Genomic DNA, 17,215 nt, shown 5'->3' on the forward strand with positions numbered 1-17,215 from the left:
CGCCCCGATATGCCTAGTTCGACGTCAGTGTTACCCCAAGCCCCGCCCCCGGTTCAATCTCGGGTCTGAGCCCGAGCAGCGGCGCCGCGCGGCGGATGATCTCGGCGGCCACGGGCACGGCCGTCCAGCCCGCCGTACGCCGCGGCTCTGACCCGGAGGTTTCTTCGGGTTCGTCGAGGGTTACGATCAATACGTAACGCGGCGCATGAGCCGGGAAAACGCTGGCGAACGTGGCGATCACCTTGTCCTTGTAATAGCCGCCCCTGGGCTTGGGCTTGTCCGCGGTGCCGGTCTTGCCGCCGACGGCATAACCCGGAACCTCGCCGAAACTGGCCGTGCCGCGCTGGACCACCTGGCGCAACATCGAGCGCAGCACCTGCGAGGTCCGCTCGGAGATCACGCGCTCGCCCGCCTGGGGCGGCGCACCGGCCAGAAGCGTCGGCCGCACCCGCGTGCCGCCATTCAGCACCGTGGCATAGGCCGCGGCCAGGTGCAGGGGGCTGGCCGACAGGCCGTGACCGTAAGAGATCGTCATCGTCGAGATTTCAGACCAGTTTTTCGGCAACAGCGGCTGCGCGCCCGGCGCCTCGACCAACTCGACGGGGGTAGCCTCCAGAAACCCCAGACTATCCAGGAATTCGCGCTGCCTCTTCGCACCGATTTCGACGGCCACCCGCGCCGTGCCGATATTCGAGCTTTTGACGATCACATCTGTCAGCGACAGCTCGGGCCCGTAATTGTGAAAATCGCGGATACGGTAGCGGCCCCAGGTCAGCGGGCCCTTGGTGTCGATCATCGTCTGCGGGTTGGCGAGGCCCAGGTCCAGCGCCTGCGCCGCGGCGAAGATCTTGAAGGTCGAGCCCAGTTCGTACACCCCCTGCACCGCGCGGTTGAAGAGCGGGCTGTCGCCGGCATCGCCCGAAGTCAGCGGGCGGGGCCGTTCGTTGGGGTCGAAATCGGGCAGCGAGACGAGGCTGATCAGCTCGCCGGTCCGCACATCCATCAGCACCGCCGCCGCGCCCTTGGCGTTCATCAGCTTCATGCCGCCTTGCAGCACCCGCTCGACCGCCGCCTGCACCGTGAGGTCGAGCGAAAGGCGCAGCGGCGCGCCGCCATTGGCGGGGTCGCGGAGATAGCCGTCAAACGCCTTTTCCACCCCGGCGGTGCCGATCACCTCGGCCGCCTGCACGCCTTCGCGGCCAAAGCTCGCGCCGCCCAGAACATGGGCTGCAAGCGTGCCATTGGGGTAAAGCCGCATCTCGCGCGGGCCGAACAAGAGGCCCGGGTCGCCGATATCGTGGACAAGCTGCTTTTGCTCGGGGCTGATCTTTTTCTTCAGCCACAGGAACTTGCGCTTGCCGGTGAATTGCGCCAGCAGCTCTTCCTCGTCGAGGTCGGGGAAGATCTCGGCCAGGTCGCGCGCGGCGCGCGCCTTGTCGATCATGATCGGCGGCTGGGCGTAAAGCGAATGGGTGGCCAGGTTGGTCGCCAGGACACGGCCGTTGCGGTCGGTGATGTCGGCCCGCTGCGCCAGGATCGCGGCACCGGGTGCGGCGGCGCGGGGTTCGGACGGCTCCGAAGCCGCCAGAAGACCCATCCGCGCGCCCACCACGGTGAAGGCACAAAAGAACATCACCCCGAGGACGAAAAGCCGCCCCTCGGCCCGGGCGCGGGCGCGGTCGCGCATCTGTTCGTGGCGCAGGCGCAGGTTTTCGCGCTCAATGGCGTCGGGGTTCTCGCCCCGGGCGCGGGCCTCGAGGATGCGGGCGAGCGGGCGCAGCGGGGTGCGGATCATTCGCGTTCCTCCTCCAGCAGGCCGACCACGTCGACCACCCGCGTCACCGCCGGCATTTCGGGCAGAGGATAGGCGACCTGTTCGATCAGGCCGAACTGATCTGGGCGCAGCGGCAGCAGGCCCAGGCGGTCGAAATTGAGCTCCGCCAGCTCGCGCAGCCGCTCGGGCCGGTTGAGATAGGCCCATTCGGCCTTGAGCACGTTCAGCTCTTCGCGCATCGCGCCGATGTCGCCGTTCAGCCGCTCGGCCTCGGCCAGCGCCTGCTGTGTGCGGTAGTTTTCGCGATAGGCCCAGAAGGCGAGGCCCATCACGGCGAGGGCGGACAGGATGTAAAAGAGGCTGCGCATCAGCGTGTCTCTCCGGTCATGATCGCGGGCAGGCCAAGTGCTGCGTGGTCGGACGGCCCGGCGGGAGCATCGGTGCGTTCGGCGACCCTCAGCTTGGCCGAGCGGGCGCGGGGGTTGGCGGCCAGTTCGGCCTCGTCGGCGGCGATGGCGCGCTTGGCCAGCAGGCGAAAACGCGGCTCTTCGGCCTTGGGCTCGGGCGCGTAGCGGCTGGTGCCGCCGCCCAGCCCTGCGCGCTGCTGCAAGAAGCGCTTCACGATCCGGTCCTCGATCGAGTGGAAGCTGACCACCGCCAGCTTGCCGCCGGGTTTGAGCGCGCGTTCGGCGGCCTCAAGGCCTGCCACCAACTCGCCCAGCTCGTCGTTGACCGCGATGCGCAGCGCCTGGAAACTGCGGGTGGCGGGGTGCGCCTGGCCCGGCTTGGGGTGAGGCAGACAGCCGGCGATGACGGTGGCCAGTTGCCCGGTCGTGACGATGGGCGTTGTCGCGCGCGCCTTGACGATTGCCCGGGCGATGCGGCGCGAGGCGCGCTCTTCGCCGAAATGATACAGGATGTCGGCCAGCGCCTCTTCGCTTTCGCCGTTCACCAGATCCGCCGCCGACGGCCCGCTGGCCCCCATGCGCATGTCCAGCGGGCCGTCGCGCGTGAAGGAAAAACCGCGCTCGGCCTGGTCGAGCTGCATCGACGACACCCCCAGGTCGAGCACCACGCCGTCAAGCGGCGCATCGCCATAGCTGTCGAGCTGCGAGAACGTGCCCTCGACCAGGGTCAGCCTGTCGCCGTACTCGGCCGCCCAGCTTTCGGCCAGCCGGAACACGCTGGGGTCACGGTCGATGCCGATCACGCGCTCGGCCCCGGCCTCCAGCAGGCCGCGGGCATAGCCGCCGGCACCGAACGTGCCGTCGAGCCAGAGCCCCGAGACGGGCGATATCGCCTCCAGCAGAGGGCGCAGCAAGACAGGGATATGCGGGGCGTTGTCGGGCGTGGATGAAGCCGCTTTCGCCATCCCTCAGTCCCCTCCGCCGGCGTCGAGCAGCGAGAGCGGGTCGAAATCGTCGGGCTGAGCTTCGAGCCAGGCCTCGGTCTTGGCCACTTCCTCGGTCTCGTAGGTGTCGGGGTTCCAGACCTGGAACGTGTCGCCCGAGGCGATGAAGAACGCCTCGGAATCGAGCCCGACCTTGTCGCGCAGCTTTTGCGGCAGCACGAGCCGGCCGTCATTGTCCACCTCGGTGGGAAAGGACTGGCCGTGGAACAGCCGTTCCAGCATCCGCCGCTCGATCGAGCCGCGGGGCATCCTGGCGATCTTGGCGTCGACCTCGTCGATCGCCTCGATGGTGTAGCATTCCAGGAATTTCCGGCGGTGGTCGCCGTAGACGATCACCAGTTGCGGGCGCAGACCGTCGGTCCAGTCCGGGTCGGAGGCTTCGAGCACACGGCGGAAATGAGCCGGGATCGAGACCCTGCCCTTCGCGTCCACCTTGTGCCGGCCTTCGCCGCGGAACCTGCGCGCCACTGCCCTGACGCTCCTCTATATCGCCCCCCGTTCATAGGAAAACGGCGGATCGGGCTGCTGCCACTGCCCGATCCGCCGCCCTCGTCCCATCTCTGGGCTGTCCGGCTGCGCGCGCCACCTGGGGGGATGTCTGCTCGCCCGCGCGCCGGATCTCTTTGTTCGATGAAAGCGGAGGCCTGTATGAAACCTGCTTTTGTTCTCGTTGGGGGTCTTTTCGTTGCCCCTTGAGCCCGTCCCTCATCGCGTAAATAAGGGATGCCATGGGATTTCATGGAAATCAACTTTTATCTGCATGCCCAGACCACAAGATGCTGTTTTGAATGGGCTGGAAAGACAAGATTTAGAGGCCATTTCGGCCAACATTGCGCTACCTGTAGCGTGCAGCTTCTCAAAGTTAACAAAATATGGTGATCCACCTTGGGATTCTGGGTCGGGCCACGAATTCCCAGATTTTTTCCAAAAGCTCCTGACCCGGCCCGGAAAACGGGTGACGGCAAGGCCGAATCCGGCGCCCATCACCCCTCAGGACGCAGAATCAACGTGCGATTCGTTGGATATCGGCGTCATGGCCCAGCCGACGACCGGCCTTGGGCCATGAATTCCCGTGGCTCAGGCCAGGCCGCCGCGCACCAGACCCTCGGCAAGACGTGCATAGGCCTCGGCCAGCGGCCCCTCGCCCGCGGCGACCGGTATGCCGGCATCGCCCCCTTCGCGCACCGGCAGCGCCAGCGGCAGCTCGCCCAGGAACGGCACGCCCATCGCCGCGGCCTCGGCGCGCACCCCGCCATGGCCGAAGATATGCGCCTCGTGCCCGCAATTGGGGCAGACATAGGTGGACATGTTCTCGATCAGCCCCAGCACCGGCGTGTCGAGCTTGGCGAACATGTCGATCGCCTTGCGCGCATCCAGCAGTGCCACGTCCTGCGGGGTGGAGACGACAAGCGCGCCGCTCAATGCCGCGCGCTGGCACAGCGTGAGCTGCACGTCGCCGGTACCCGGCGGCAGGTCCACGATCAGAACGTCGAGCGCGCCCCAATTCACCTGTCCCAGCAACTGCTGCAACGCGCCCATCAGCATCGGGCCCCGCCAGATCGCCGCCTTGTTCTCGGGCAGCATCAGCCCGATGGACATCACCGTCACGCCATAGGCCTGCAGCGGCTCGATGGTCTTGCCGTCGGGCGATGAAGGGCGCTGGCCGGTCAGCCCCATCATCCGCGGCACCGACGGGCCATAGATATCGGCATCGAGCAGCCCCACCTTGCGCCCCTGCCGCGCCAGTGCGACGGCGAGGTTGGTGGACACGGTCGATTTGCCCACGCCCCCCTTGCCCGAGGCGATGGCGAGCAGGCGTTTGACATCGGGCGGCGTGACGTCGGTCTGGCCCGGGCTGGGATGGCCGCCGACCTTGAGCGAGGGCGGCGCCTTTTCCGCCGGTTTCGCCGCCGGCCCGTGTGCGGTCAGCACCGCCGACACCGCCTCGACCCCCGGCAGCGCCGCCACCGTGGCCTCGGCCGCCTCGCGCACCGGGCCCATGCGCGCGGCGGCCTCCGGGCTGTCGGCCTCGATCACGAACCGCACGGCGCCGCCGTCGACGCTGAGCGCCCGCACCATGTCGCGCGAGACGAGCGTGCCGCCGTCAGAGAGCGTGATTCGGTCGAGCTCGGCGAGGATGGCATCGCGGGATAGGGTCATGTGGGGCCTCCTTTTCTCTGCTCTTACTTGTGCAGCGTCGCCCGAAGGGCAAGGGCATTCAGACGGCGCCCATCGACCGTGCAAGCCCCGTCATGCTGCTCAAAAATATGTCAGAGATACTTATGCTCTTGCTGCATAGCGGCAATTCGCCGAGAGAGCATTGTGCATACGCAGCATTCGCTTATCTTCGTTTGCAACGAGGCGCGGCAAAGGCAGCGTCGAACGGGCCGCTTCAAGGCCGCAGCATAGGGGCAGTTGAGGAACCTCGACGATCAAATCCCCGTCATGCCGCGCGGTGAACGAAAGCAAGACGGTCAGAGAATACGCATCGCGCGTGCAAGTCCAATCCAGGGCGCAGCGCGTAAAAAGGATAGGAAGCCCCTCCTCCTCCCTGGGTTTCCTTACCTGGCGGCGGCATCAATCCTCCCTGATGCCGCCGCACTTTTCTTCCGGGCGCCATGCGTGCCCAACGGTGTTGCAGCGGGTTTTCCTCCTCCCTGACCTGCTGCATGACAGACGGCGGCGTCATCCTCCCTGGCGCCGCCGTTTTTCGTTTCAGTTCGGTCTTAGAAGGGGACGTCCGCCGAGGTGACGAAGCGGGCCACGACCTTTTTCGGCCCGGCCTTGTCGAACTCCACGTCCAGCTTGTCGCCCTCGATGGCGGTCACCTGGCCGTAGCCGAACTTCTGATGAAAGACCCTGTCGCCCAGTGCAAAGGCCGACACCGCCTCGGCGTCGATCACCATGCTGCGGCTTTCGCGCGGCTGGCTGACGGGGCGCTCGGCGCTGCGCGCCTGCAGCCGCTTCCATCCCGGCGAGTTGTAGACATCCGCCCGTGACGCGCGATCCTCCAGCCCCGAGCCCATGGGCGCCGCCGCGCCGTAGCCGCCGCCATAAAGGCCGGGGGGCGTCAGCACATCGACATGATCCTCGGGCAGCTCGTCGATAAAGCGCGAGGGCAGCGCCGACTGCCATTGCCCGTAGACCCGCCGGTTGGCGGCGAAAGACACCGTGCAGACCTCCTCGGCCCGCGTGACGCCCACATAGGCCAGCCGCCGTTCCTCTTCGAGGCCCTTCAGCCCGGTCTCGTCCATCGAGCGCTGGCTGGGGAAAAGACCGTCCTCCCAGCCGGGCAGGAAGACCACGGGAAATTCCAGCCCCTTGGCCGCGTGCAGCGTCATGATCGAGATCTTGGCGCCGCCTTCCTCGGTCTCGTTGTCCATGATCAGCGCGACATGTTCGAGAAAGCCTTGCAGGTTTTCGAACTCTTCAAGCGCCTTGACCAGCTCCTTGAGGTTTTCCAGCCGCCCCGGCGCCTCGGGCGTCTTGTCGTTTTGCCAATGCTCGGTATAGCCGGACTCGTCGAGGATGCGCTCGGCCAGCTCGATATGGCTTTCGCGCGCGTCCAGCACGGCACCATGCCAGCGCCCGATACCCGCGATCAGTTTGCCCAGCTCCCGCGCGCCCTTGCCGGTCAGGCCGCCGGACTCGATCAGCAGCCGCGCCCCGTCGACCAGCGGCACGCCGTTGCTGCGCGCCATGGTCTGGATCTTCTGCTGCGCCTTGTCGCCGAGGCCGCGCTTGGGCGTGTTCACGATCCGCTCGAAGGCTAGATCGTCGTCGGGGCTGACAGCGAGGCGGAAATAGGCCATCGCGTCGCGGATTTCCATGCGTTCGTAAAACCGCGGGCCGCCGATCACCCGGTAAGGCAGCCCGATGGTCAGGAACCTGTCCTCGAAGGGCCGCATCTGGTGGCTGGCGCGCACCAGAATGGCCATGTCGTCCAGCGAATAGGGGTTTAGGCCGCGGGTGCCGCGCTGCATCGCCTCGGCCTCTTCGCCGATCCAGCGGGCCTCTTCCTCGCCGTCCCAGTGGCCGATCAGGCGCAGTTTCTCGCCCTCTTCGGCCTCGGTCCACAACGTCTTGCCCAGCCGCCCCTTGTTGGCCGCGATCACGCCCGAGGCGGCGGCCAGGATATGCGGGGTGGAGCGGTAGTTCTGTTCCAGCCGGATCACCTGCGCGCCCGGGAAATCCTTTTCGAACCGCAGGATGTTGCCCACCTCGGCGCCGCGCCAACCATAGATCGACTGGTCGTCGTCGCCCACGCAGCAGATGTTGCGATGGCCCCCGGCCAGAAGGCGCAGCCACAGGTACTGAGCGACGTTGGTGTCCTGGTATTCATCCACCAGGATGTAGCGGAACCAGCGGCGATACTGGGCCAGGACGTCGTCATGGGCCTGGAAGATCGTCAGCATATGCAGCAGCAGGTCGCCGAAATCGACGGCGTTGAGCGTTTTCAGCCGCGCCTGGTATTCCGCGTAAAGCTCGACCCCGCGGCTGTTGAAGGCCGAGGCCTCGCCCGCCGGCACGGCCTCGGGCGTCCAGGCGCGGTTCTTCCAGTGGTCGATGATCCCGGCCAGCTGCCGGGCGGGCCAGCGTTTCTCGTCGATATTCGCGGCGACGATCAACTGTTTCATCAGCCGGATCTGGTCGTCGGTATCGAGGATGGTGAAATTGCTTTTCAGCCCCGCCAGTTCTGCATGGCGGCGCAAGAGCTTGACGCAGATCGCGTGGAAGGTGCCGAGCCAGGGCATCCCCTCGACCGCCTCGCCCATCAGCCGGCCGACGCGGTTCTTCATCTCGCGGGCGGCCTTGTTGGTGAAGGTGACCGCCAGTATCTCGTTGGGCCGCGCGGTGCCGGTCCATAGCAGGTGCGCGATGCGCGCGGTCAGCGCCTTGGTCTTGCCGGTGCCGGCGCCTGCCAGCATCAGCACCGGGCCGTCCAGCGCCTCGACCGCTTGCCGCTGGGCCGGGTTCAGTTCGTCCAGATAGGGCGCCGGCCGCGCGACCATGGCACGGGCCGACAGCGAGCCCTGCGCGGCCGCCTCGAAGGCGTCGTCTTCTTCGATACTGCTCATGGCGGCCAGTCTAGCGCGGGCCGACGCCGAGTTAAAGAATTGTTCGCAGAATGTTCTGCACGATTCAGCGCCGATCTGGGCAAGAAGCAGGCGCCGCGCCGCCGCCTGCCCGCCCGCCAGGCACATGACATGAAACCGTGATCGAACGTTCCGGCCGCTCTTGCGGGGCTGCGCCGCGACGGGTAGCGTCGCCCGCGCACGGCAGGTGCCCCTACCACCGGACGCGCATCCCGAAGGCAGAGATCGGCAGAGGAACGACACTGAGCATGACTTATTTCGACACGGTCAGCCGAGATCTGCGCGAATTGCCCTACATGAAAGTCGCGCAGGCCCGCGTGCTGCGCGACCTGATCGCAGACGAAGACGCGGAAGACATCCTTGAGATCGGCTTTTTCAAAGGCAAGAGCAGCGCCTACATCGGCGCCATTCTGGAGGATCGCGGCGCCGGCCATCTGGTGACGATCGACCGCGACAGCGCCCGCAACCACCGCCCGGACATCACCCAGGTTCTTGCAGGCGCCGGGCTCGGGCACCGGGTGACGCCGGTCTTCGCCAAGCGGTCATACACCTGGGAATTGCAAAGGCTAATCTCGGCCGATCCGTCGCCCCGCTTCGATCTATGCTATTTCGACGGCGGCCACCACTGGGACGGCACCGGCTTCGGCGTGCTTCTGGTGGACATGCTGCTCAGGCCCGGCGGCCTTCTGGTGCTCGACGACATGAACTGGTCGATCAACGGCTCGCCCTACTACCGCAAGGATCCCAAGCGCGCCGAAGCCTTTTCCGAGGACGAATGCGCCGCCCACACGGTGCGCCTGGTCTGGGACAGGATACTGCCGCATCTGGGCTATCGCCATGTCCGTGAGATCGAGCCGCTGGCCTGGGGCATCGCACGCAAGCCCGACGGCCCCCAAACCTGACACCGCGCCGGGTGCCGTGGGTGCCTGCGCGCGAAAAGACACCGGCCGCGGGCAACCGCGGCACCATCCAAAGGACCCTTTGCCAATGGCCGAGTTCCAGAAGATCCTCATCGCCAACCGCGGCGAGATCGCCATCCGCGTCATGCGCGCCGCCAACGAGCTGGGCAAGCGCACCGTTGCCGTCTACGCCGAAGAGGACAAGCTGGGCCTGCACCGGTTCAAGGCCGACGAGGCCTACAAGATCGGCGAGGGTCTGGGCCCGGTGCAGGCCTATCTCTCGATCGAAGAGATCATCCGCGTCGCCCGCATGTCGGGCGCCGACGCGGTTCATCCAGGCTATGGCCTCTTGTCGGAAAACCCCGAATTCGTCGAGGCGTGCGAGGCCGCAGGGCTGGCCTTCATCGGCCCCAAGGCAGAGACCATGCGCAAGCTCGGCGACAAGGCCAGCGCGCGCAAGGTCGCCATGGAGGCGGGCGTGCCGGTGATCCCGGCGACCGAGGTGCTGGGCGACGACATGGCCGCCATCCGCAAGGAGGCCGACGAGATCGGCTATCCGCTGATGCTCAAGGCCTCGTGGGGCGGCGGCGGGCGCGGGATGCGCCCGATCATGTGTCCCGACGAGCTGGAGGACAAGGTCCGTGAAGGCCGGCGCGAGGCCGAGGCCGCCTTCGGCAATGGCGAGGGCTACCTGGAGAAGATGATCACCCGCGCCCGCCATGTCGAGGTGCAGATCCTCGGCGACAGCCAGGGCAACATCTATCATTTGTGGGAACGCGACTGTTCGGTCCAGCGGCGCAACCAGAAGGTCGTCGAGCGCGCGCCCGCGCCCTATCTCAGCCATGCCCAGCGCGAGATGCTGTGCAACCTCGGCAAGAAGATCGCCGAGCATGTGGGCTATCAAGCCGCGGGCACCGTCGAGTTCCTGATGGATATGGAGACGGGCAATTTCTACTTCATCGAGGTGAACCCGCGCATCCAGGTGGAGCACACCGTCACCGAAGAGGTGACCGGCATCGATATCGTGCGCGCGCAGATCCTGATCTCCGAGGGCAAGAGCCTGGTCGAGGCCACCGGCGTGGCCAGCCAGTACGACGTGGACCTCGACGGCCACGCGCTGCAATGCCGGATCACCACCGAGGACCCGCTGAACAACTTCATCCCCGATTACGGGCGCATCACCGCCTATCGCGGCGCCACCGGCATGGGCATCCGGCTGGATGGCGGCACCGCCTATTCGGGCGCTGTCATCACCCGCTACTATGACTCGCTGCTGGAAAAGGTCACCGCATGGGCCCCCACCCCGGAGGCGGCGATCGCGCGGATGGACCGGGCGTTGCGCGAGTTCCGCATTCGCGGCGTCAGCACCAACATCGCCTTCGTCGAGAACCTGCTCAAGCACCCGACCTTCCTGAACAACGAATACTCGACCAAGTTCATCGACGAAACGCCCGAGCTGTTCCAGTTCACCAAGCGGCGCGACCGGGCCACCCGCATCCTGACCTACATCGCCGATGTGACCGTCAACGGGCACCCGGAGACCGAGGGCCGCAGCCTGCCCCCGGCCCAGACCAAGACACCCCGCCCGCCGGAGAACCGGCGCGAAAGCTTCATGCCCGGCACGCGGCAGATCCTCGACGAGTTCGGAGCGCAGGCGGTGGCCGACTGGATGGCCGACCAGCCGCAGCTCTTGCTGACCGACACGACGATGCGCGACGGGCACCAGTCGCTGCTGGCCACGCGGATGCGCTCGATCGACATGATCCGGGTGGCGCCGGCCTATGCCCATAACCTGCCCCAGCTCTTTTCCATCGAATGCTGGGGCGGCGCGACCTTCGACGTGGCCTACCGGTTCTTGCAGGAATGCCCGTGGCAGCGGCTGCGCGACCTGCGCGCGGCGATGCCCAACGTCATGACCCAAATGCTTTTGCGCGGCAGCAACGGGGTGGGCTACACCAACTACCCCGACAATGTCGTGCGCGGCTTTGTCCGGCAGGCGGCCGATACCGGCGTCGACGTGTTCCGCATCTTCGACAGCCTCAACTGGGTCGAGAACATGCGCGTGGCGATGGATGCGGTGATCGACACGGGCAAGATCTGCGAGGGGGCGATCTGCTATACCGGCGACATCCTGGACCCGTCGCGCGCGAAGTACGATCTCGCGTACTATGTCGATATGGGCAAGGCGCTGCGCGACGCCGGCGCCCATGTGCTGGGGCTCAAGGACATGGCGGGGCTCTTGAAGCCCGCCTCGGCCACGCTCCTCGTCAAGGCGCTCAAGGAAGAGGTCGGCCTGCCGCTGCATTTCCACACCCACGACACGAGCGGGTTCTCGGGCGCCACGATCCTGGCGGCGGCCGAGGCGGGCGTCGATGCGGTCGACGCCGCGATGGACGCGTTCTCGGGCGGCACGTCGCAGCCCTGCCTGGGCTCGATCGTCGAGGCGCTGCGCAACACGCCGCGCGAGACCGGCATCGACATCGAGGCGGTGCGCGAAATCTCGGATTACTGGGGCCAGGTGCGGAGCCAATACACCGCCTTCGAATCCGGCATGCAGGTGCCGGCCTCCGAGGTCTACCTGCACGAGATGCCGGGGGGCCAGTTCACCAACCTCAAGGCCCAGGCCCGCAGCCTCGGCCTGGAAGAACGCTGGCCGGAGGTCGCCAAGACCTATGCCGACGTCAACCAGATGTTCGGCGACATCGTCAAGGTCACGCCCTCGTCCAAAGTGGTGGGCGACATGGCGCTGATGATGGTCAGCCAGGGCCTGACGCGGGCCGACGTGGAAGACCCCGAGAAGGATGTCGCCTTCCCCGATTCCGTGATCGACATGATGCGCGGCAATCTGGGCCAGCCGCCGGGCGGCTTTCCCGAGGGAATCGTCAAAAAGGTGCTCAAGGACGAAAAGCCCAACACCGAGCGTCCGGGCAAGCATCTCGACCCGGTCGATTTCGACAAGGTCCGCGCCGAGCTCGAGGCCAAGTTCGAGGATGTGAGCTTCGATAACGAGGACCTGAACGGCTACCTGATGTATCCCAAGGTCTTCACCGATTACACCGCGCGGCACGAACAGTACGGGCCGGTGCGCACGCTGCCCACCAAGACATTCTTTTACGGCATGGAGGCGGGCGAAGAGATCACCGCCGAGATCGACCCGGGCAAGACGCTGGAAATCCGGCTTCAGGCCGTGGGCGAGACCAACGAGGACGGCGAGGCCAAGGTCTTCTTCGAGCTCAACGGCCAGCCGCGCGTGATCCGCGTGCCCGACCGCAAGGCCAAGGCGACGGTCGCCAAGAGACCCAAGGCCGAGCTGGGCAACCCTGCCCATGTCGGCGCACCGATGCCCGGCGCGGTGGCCTCGGTCGCGGTCTCGGCCGGCCAGGCGGTCACCGAGGGCGATCTGCTGCTGACCATCGAGGCCATGAAGATGGAAACCGGCCTGCATGCCGAGCGCGATGGCACGATCAAGGCCGTCCACGTCACCCCCGGCGCCCAGATCGACGCCAAGGACCTGCTGGTCGAGTTCGAATAGGCCAGCGGGGCACCGCCCGGAGCCCGGCGGTGCCGGCGCATCCTGTACCGATCGCCAGGCGCGGCTGCGACAAGCGTCGCACCCCCCGGCCGCCGGCGCTTTGCCCGCGATCGCCTTGATCGGCCGCGGCTGGCCGGAATCCCTCGCCCATCTCCTCTCGGCCCAAATCCGCAATCCGCCACCTGCCGCCGCGCGCACGGGGAAAATCTGCGCCGTGACGGCATTTTCCCCTTGCAGCCCGCGCCCCGAATTTATAAATCACGCGTCACCCAATGGATGCGGGCGTAGCTCAGGGGTAGAGCATTACCTTGCCAAGGTAAGGGTCGTGAGTTCGAATCTCATCGCCCGCTCCAATTTCTCTCTCAAATAGCATGGCTGGCGCGGCTGCGATGCGCAGGGCGCATGCGACGGCATGGCAAGGCCGTCGCCGGGCTTGGGCATGGACAGCCCCGATCCGACGCGCTAGCGCTATCGGCGCCAATCGCCTATGCCCCGATGCCAGCACGACCGAGACCGGACCCTGCCATGACGCAAGCGACCCCGACCGAAGACCAAATCCGCACCGCGGCCTACTATCTCTGGCTGGAAGAGGGCCGCCCCGAGGGAAAGGCCGACGACCATTGGGCCCGCGCCAGGGCGCAGCTCTCGGCCGGCACGACCCCCGGCAATGCACGCCAATCGGCAAAACCCAAAGCCGCCGCCAAGGCCAAAGCGGCCACCAAGCCGAAAACCCCGGCCAAGGCCGACAGCGCGCCCAAGACGCCCCGCCGCAAGGCCGCGGCCAAGCCCAAGGCCGCGGAACAGACCGCCGCGCCACGCCGCCGCCGGACCAAGACACCGCCTGCCGACGCGTAAGCGACGCAGAGCCCGAACCAAAGGCCGCCCCGATGCCCGAGCTCTCTCCCGGAAACGGCGATCCGGTGATCCGCACGATCGCCATGCCCGCAGATACCAACCCGTCCGGCGACATTTTCGGCGGCTGGCTGATGTCACAGATGGACCTGGCCGCCGGCAACGTCGCGGCCCGTGTCTCGCGCGGGCGGGCGGCGACCATCGCGGTCGACGGGATGCAGTTTCTCAAGCCGGTGCAGGTGGGCGACGAGGTGACGCTTTACGCCAAGCTGGTCGAGGTCGGGCGCAGTTCGATGAAGATCGAGGTCCGTGCCTGGCACCGGCCCCGCTGCCAGGAATGGAGCGAGCAGGTCACCCGCGGCATTTTCACCTTCGTCGCCATCGACGAGACCGGCAAGGCGCGCCCGGTGCCCCAGGACGCGCTGGGAACCGAGCCCACGCGCTGATCGTCAAGCGCGGGTGGCGGGTTTTGCCCCGTTGCGCGCATTGGTTTGGCCCTGCTGCGCGACGCCATCCACCCTTCGCCATTGTCTCTCGAACCAATGGCCTGCCAATGGCGGCCTCCGGGGTATTTCAGCCAAGAAGAAGCAGGGGCAGGGCAAGCGCGAAGAGGGCGGCGCGAGGCGACGCGCCGGTTGGTTCGGCAAAGCGGTGCTTCGGTCCCGGCCGATGAACGGAGGAGACCCTGCCGCCTTCAGAACGCGTTGAACGTCAGCGTGGTCAGCGATCTGTCGATATCTGGAATGTCCAGAAGCCGGTCATTGATGTACTTGCCGACATCCTCGTCCCTGGGGATGTAGAGCTTGAGCAGCAGGTCGTATTCGCCGCTGGTCGAGTAGAGCTCCGAATGGAGCTCGCGCAGGACGATTTGTTCGGCCACCTCGTAGGTCTTGCCGGGGCGGCAGCGCAGTTGCACGAACACGCACGCGGTCATCGCGGCCTCCTTTGCATCCAATGGCGCGACGTTAGGCCGAGCCCGGCCCTTGCATCAAGGCGCAATGCGCACCGGCATCCCGTAGCGGTTCTTGCCCTGGGCGCCGGGCAGCGCAAACAGGAACGCCAGCCCGATCTGACCGATCAGCGGAATCGCGTTGATCAGCACCCACCAGCCGGGCTGGCCGATATCGTGCAGCCGCCGCACCGAAACGGCGAGGGTCGGCGTCAGCAGCAGGAAAAGCATGACGATCATCGCCGGCGTCGGCACATCGCGGGTAAAGCGCTCGTAGCCCATCATCGGGGCACTGATCCGCACATCGACCAGCAGGGCCAGCAGGATCAGAAGCGCGGCGAAGACCGTCCACCACCAGAACTCCGCCCGCCCGGCGCGGCCGGCGAAATTGAGCGAATGTGCAGCGGCGTGACTGATAGCGCGGAGCATGAGGACCTCGACAACACGGCAGCGGGCGGCACACGCCCGGTTTTCCCGCCGGACCTTACCCTCTCGGATCGCCGAAGACCACGGGCCTCGCACGCACCTGCACGCAAATGTCGCGCCGCCCGGCCCCGGTGCCGCGGCGGACTTGGATATGCCCCAAAGCCCGCCTATAAGGCAGCGCGATGCACAAGCGGAGGCGTCCCCATGCGCAAGGCCCAGATCACCCGGAAGACGGCGGAAACCGACATCTCGGTCGAGATCGATCTCGACGGCACCGGGGCCTATGACATGGCCACCGGCGTGGGCTTTTTCGACCATATGCTCGACCAGCTCGCCCGCCATTCGCTGATCGACATGACGGTGCGCTGCACGGGCGACACCCATATCGACGACCACCACAGCGTCGAGGACGTGGGCATCGCGCTGGGCCAGGCGCTGACGCGCGCCCTGGGCGACAAGCGCGGCATCCGCCGCTACGGCGCGTGCCTGCTGCCGATGGACGACGCGCTGGTGCGCGCCGCGCTCGACCTCTCGGGCCGGCCCTATCTGGTCTGGAACGTGGATTTCCCCACCGCGACGATCGGCACGTTCGACACCGAGCTGGTGCGCGAGTTCTTCCAGGCGCTCAGCACCCACGGCGGCATCACGCTGCATGTCGACGCGCTGCACGGGCTCAACAGCCACCACATCGCCGAGGCCGCCTTCAAGGCCGTCGCGCGCGCCCTGCGCGAAGCGGTCGAAGGCGACACGCGCAAGGCCGACGCGATCCCGTCGACCAAGGGAGCGCTGTGAGCCCATGCTGACCGCCATCGTCGACTACGAATCCGGTAACCTGCATTCGGCCCAGAAGGCGTTCGAGCGGGTGGCCCGGGAAACCGGCGGCGGCGCGGTCACCGTCACCGCCGACCCCGACACCGTGCGCCGGGCCGACCGCGTCGTGCTGCCCGGCGACGGCGCCTTTCCCGCCTGCCGACAGGCGCTTTTCGACCATCGCGGCCTCTTCGAGGCAATCGAGGAGGTGGTCGTGACGCGCGCGCGCCCTTTCCTCGGCATCTGCATCGGCATGCAGATGATGGCCTCGCGCGGGCTGGAATACACCGAAACCCCCGGTTTCGACTGGATCGGCGGCACGGTCGAGCGCATCGACCCCGCCGGAACCGGGCTGAAAGTGCCCCATATGGGCTGGAACGATCTCGTGGTCGACACGCCCCACCCGGTGCTCGCGGACATAAAAACCGGCGATCACGCCTATTTCGTCCATTCCTACCAGTTCCGCGTGGCCGACCCGGCGCATCTTCTGGCGCATTGCGACTATGGCGGTCCGGTCACCGCCATAGTCGGGCGCGACAGCATGGTCGGCACCCAGTTCCACCCCGAGAAAAGCCAGGCCACCGGCCTGCGCCTGATCGCCAATTTCCTCGGCTGGCGCCCGTGAGCCCCCTGCCCCCTGCTTCTTCTGGCCGCAAATATCCCGGGGAGCGCGAGGGGCTGGCCCCTCGCCGGCGCGCCCTCTCCGCCCGCCAGCACCCCTGACAAAGGCGAAACGCATGATCCTCTACCCCGCCATCGACCTGAAAAACGGCCAATGCGTGCGCCTGCTGCGCGGCGAGATGGACCGTGCCACCGTCTTCGGTGACGATCCCGCCGCGCAGGCCGGCGCCTTTCAGGCCGCCGGCTGCGAGTGGCTGCACCTCGTCGATCTCAACGGCGCCTTCGCCGGCCAGCCGGTCAACGCGGCCGCCGTCGAGGCGATCCTCGCCGCCATCGACGTGCCCGCCCAGCTCGGCGGCGGCATCCGCGACATGGCCACGATCGAGATGTGGCTCGGCAAGGGTCTCGCGCGGGTCATCCTGGGCACGGTCGCGGTGGAAAACCCCGATCTCGTGCGCGAGGCCGCCCGCGCCTTCCCCGGGCAGGTGGCCGTGGGCATCGACGCCCGCAAGGGGCGGGTGGCGACCAAGGGCTGGGCCGAAGAGACCGACGTCATGGTCACCGACCTGGCGAAAAGCTTCGAAGATGCCGGGGTGGCCGCGGTCATCTACACCGATATCGACCGCGACGGCGCCATGGGCGGGCCCAATGTCGAGGCCACCGCGGCGCTCGGCCGCGCGGTTTCGATCCCGGTCATCGCCTCGGGCGGCGTGGCCTCGCTCGCCGATCTGATCGCGCTGCGCGACACCGGGGCGATCGCCGGGGCGATCTCGGGCCGGGCGCTTTACGACGGCGCGCTGGACCTCGCCGAGGCGTTGACGGCACTCGAAGGCTAAGAGGGGGCG

Annotated in this window: 15 protein-coding genes and 1 tRNA gene; 8 read left to right on the plus strand and 8 right to left on the minus strand. The window is 67.1% G+C overall.

What is annotated here, in order from left to right; translation table 11 throughout:
• Window positions 1–13 precede the first annotated feature (13 nt).
• From Ga0609869_RS02045 to Ga0609869_RS02070, 6 genes are all read right to left on the minus strand, one after another.
• Window positions 14–1,795 carry a peptidoglycan D,D-transpeptidase FtsI family protein gene (locus Ga0609869_RS02045; RefSeq protein WP_125403550.1) on the minus strand — a complete coding sequence of 594 codons (1,782 nt, stop codon included), beginning with the start codon at window positions 1,793–1,795 and terminating at the stop codon, window positions 14–16.
• Window positions 1,792–2,142, minus strand: coding sequence for a cell division protein FtsL (gene ftsL / locus Ga0609869_RS02050; protein WP_125403551.1), 351 nt, complete (start codon window positions 2,140–2,142; stop codon window positions 1,792–1,794). Before ftsL ends, Ga0609869_RS02045 begins: the two co-directional genes overlap by 4 nt.
• Window positions 2,142–3,146 carry a 16S rRNA (cytosine(1402)-N(4))-methyltransferase RsmH gene (rsmH, locus tag Ga0609869_RS02055; RefSeq protein WP_125403552.1) on the minus strand — a complete coding sequence of 335 codons (1,005 nt, stop codon included), beginning with the start codon at window positions 3,144–3,146 and terminating at the stop codon, window positions 2,142–2,144. The genes ftsL and rsmH overlap by 1 nt, the downstream gene beginning before the upstream one ends.
• Before the next feature lie 3 nt (window positions 3,147–3,149).
• Window positions 3,150–3,653: a division/cell wall cluster transcriptional repressor MraZ gene (gene mraZ / locus Ga0609869_RS02060; protein WP_125403553.1), complete on the minus strand. Its 504-nt coding sequence runs from the start codon at window positions 3,651–3,653 to the stop codon at window positions 3,150–3,152.
• Window positions 3,654–4,262: 609 nt separating this feature from the next.
• Window positions 4,263–5,345, minus strand: coding sequence for an Mrp/NBP35 family ATP-binding protein (locus Ga0609869_RS02065; protein WP_125403554.1), 1,083 nt, complete (start codon window positions 5,343–5,345; stop codon window positions 4,263–4,265).
• A gap of 566 nt (window positions 5,346–5,911) precedes the next feature.
• Window positions 5,912–8,263, minus strand: coding sequence for an ATP-dependent helicase (locus Ga0609869_RS02070; RefSeq protein ID WP_125403555.1), 2,352 nt, complete (start codon window positions 8,261–8,263; stop codon window positions 5,912–5,914).
• Window positions 8,264–8,529: 266 nt separating this feature from the next.
• Here Ga0609869_RS02070 and Ga0609869_RS02075 point away from each other — a divergent pair, with 266 nt between their 5' ends.
• From Ga0609869_RS02075 to Ga0609869_RS02095, 5 genes are all read left to right on the plus strand, one after another.
• Window positions 8,530–9,183, plus strand: coding sequence for a class I SAM-dependent methyltransferase (locus tag Ga0609869_RS02075; protein WP_125403556.1), 654 nt, complete (start codon window positions 8,530–8,532; stop codon window positions 9,181–9,183).
• Window positions 9,184–9,268: 85 nt separating this feature from the next.
• The gene (locus Ga0609869_RS02080) at window positions 9,269–12,712 is read left to right on the plus strand and encodes a pyruvate carboxylase (protein WP_125403557.1); all 3,444 of its coding nucleotides are present in this window, start codon (window positions 9,269–9,271) and stop codon (window positions 12,710–12,712) included.
• Between the two features lie 278 nt (window positions 12,713–12,990).
• Window positions 12,991–13,065, plus strand: a tRNA-Gly gene (locus tag Ga0609869_RS02085).
• Window positions 13,066–13,237: 172 nt separating this feature from the next.
• Window positions 13,238–13,567, plus strand: a complete 330-nt coding sequence (locus Ga0609869_RS02090) for a DUF2934 domain-containing protein (RefSeq protein WP_170168756.1) — start codon at window positions 13,238–13,240, stop codon at window positions 13,565–13,567.
• A gap of 32 nt (window positions 13,568–13,599) precedes the next feature.
• A complete protein-coding gene (locus Ga0609869_RS02095; RefSeq protein ID WP_125403559.1) occupies window positions 13,600–14,010 on the plus strand; it encodes an acyl-CoA thioesterase in 411 nt (136 codons plus the stop codon).
• A 248-nt stretch (window positions 14,011–14,258) separates the two neighbouring features.
• Here the strand turns inward: Ga0609869_RS02095 and Ga0609869_RS02100 are convergent, their stop codons facing one another.
• Complete coding sequence (locus Ga0609869_RS02100; RefSeq protein ID WP_125403560.1) at window positions 14,259–14,498, minus strand: Lrp/AsnC ligand binding domain-containing protein; 240 nt, start codon at window positions 14,496–14,498, stop codon at window positions 14,259–14,261.
• A 54-nt stretch (window positions 14,499–14,552) separates the two neighbouring features.
• Window positions 14,553–14,942 (minus strand): DUF805 domain-containing protein, encoded by a 390-nt coding sequence (locus tag Ga0609869_RS02105; RefSeq protein ID WP_170168757.1) that lies wholly within the window; start codon window positions 14,940–14,942, stop codon window positions 14,553–14,555.
• 201 nt (window positions 14,943–15,143) lie between these two features.
• Between Ga0609869_RS02105 and hisB the strand changes: the two genes are divergently transcribed.
• The 3 genes from hisB (at window position 15,144) to hisA (ending at window position 17,206) form a co-directional block, all read left to right on the plus strand.
• Entirely contained in the window at window positions 15,144–15,731 is a 588-nt protein-coding gene (hisB, locus tag Ga0609869_RS02110) for an imidazoleglycerol-phosphate dehydratase HisB (RefSeq protein ID WP_125403562.1), read from the plus strand.
• Window positions 15,732–15,735: 4 nt separating this feature from the next.
• Complete coding sequence (gene hisH / locus Ga0609869_RS02115; RefSeq protein ID WP_125403563.1) at window positions 15,736–16,374, plus strand: imidazole glycerol phosphate synthase subunit HisH; 639 nt, start codon at window positions 15,736–15,738, stop codon at window positions 16,372–16,374.
• A 112-nt stretch (window positions 16,375–16,486) separates the two neighbouring features.
• Entirely contained in the window at window positions 16,487–17,206 is a 720-nt protein-coding gene (hisA, locus tag Ga0609869_RS02120) for a 1-(5-phosphoribosyl)-5-[(5-phosphoribosylamino)methylideneamino]imidazole-4-carboxamide isomerase (RefSeq protein WP_125403564.1), read from the plus strand.
• The last annotated feature ends 9 nt before the right edge of the window (window positions 17,207–17,215 follow it).

Origin of the sequence: Rhodovulum iodosum (assembly GCF_041020385.1) — a bacterium.
GTDB classification, from domain to species: domain Bacteria; phylum Pseudomonadota; class Alphaproteobacteria; order Rhodobacterales; family Rhodobacteraceae; genus Rhodovulum; species Rhodovulum iodosum.

Excerpts from the sequence above, each read along its gene's own strand:
- Ga0609869_RS02080 (WP_125403557.1), top strand. The coding sequence starts at position 9,269 with ATGGCCGAGTTCCAGAAGATCCTCATCGCCAACCGCGGCGAGATCGCC.
- Ga0609869_RS02045 (WP_125403550.1), bottom strand. The coding sequence starts at position 1,795 with ATGATCCGCACCCCGCTGCGCCCGCTCGCCCGCATCCTCGAGGCCCGC.
- Ga0609869_RS02075 (WP_125403556.1), top strand. The coding sequence starts at position 8,530 with ATGACTTATTTCGACACGGTCAGCCGAGATCTGCGCGAATTGCCCTAC.
- ftsL (WP_125403551.1), bottom strand. The coding sequence starts at position 2,142 with ATGCGCAGCCTCTTTTACATCCTGTCCGCCCTCGCCGTGATGGGCCTC.
- hisB (WP_125403562.1), top strand. The coding sequence starts at position 15,144 with ATGCGCAAGGCCCAGATCACCCGGAAGACGGCGGAAACCGACATCTCG.
- Ga0609869_RS02100 (WP_125403560.1), bottom strand. The coding sequence starts at position 14,498 with ATGACCGCGTGCGTGTTCGTGCAACTGCGCTGCCGCCCCGGCAAGACC.
- Ga0609869_RS02105 (WP_170168757.1), bottom strand. The coding sequence starts at position 14,942 with ATGCTCCGCGCTATCAGTCACGCCGCTGCACATTCGCTCAATTTCGCC.
- rsmH (WP_125403552.1), bottom strand. The coding sequence starts at position 3,146 with ATGGCGAAAGCGGCTTCATCCACGCCCGACAACGCCCCGCATATCCCT.
- Ga0609869_RS02095 (WP_125403559.1), top strand. The coding sequence starts at position 13,600 with ATGCCCGAGCTCTCTCCCGGAAACGGCGATCCGGTGATCCGCACGATC.
- Ga0609869_RS02090 (WP_170168756.1), top strand. The coding sequence starts at position 13,238 with ATGACGCAAGCGACCCCGACCGAAGACCAAATCCGCACCGCGGCCTAC.
- hisH (WP_125403563.1), top strand. The coding sequence starts at position 15,736 with ATGCTGACCGCCATCGTCGACTACGAATCCGGTAACCTGCATTCGGCC.
- Ga0609869_RS02070 (WP_125403555.1), bottom strand. The coding sequence starts at position 8,263 with ATGAGCAGTATCGAAGAAGACGACGCCTTCGAGGCGGCCGCGCAGGGC.
- Ga0609869_RS02065 (WP_125403554.1), bottom strand. The coding sequence starts at position 5,345 with ATGACCCTATCCCGCGATGCCATCCTCGCCGAGCTCGACCGAATCACG.
- hisA (WP_125403564.1), top strand. The coding sequence starts at position 16,487 with ATGATCCTCTACCCCGCCATCGACCTGAAAAACGGCCAATGCGTGCGC.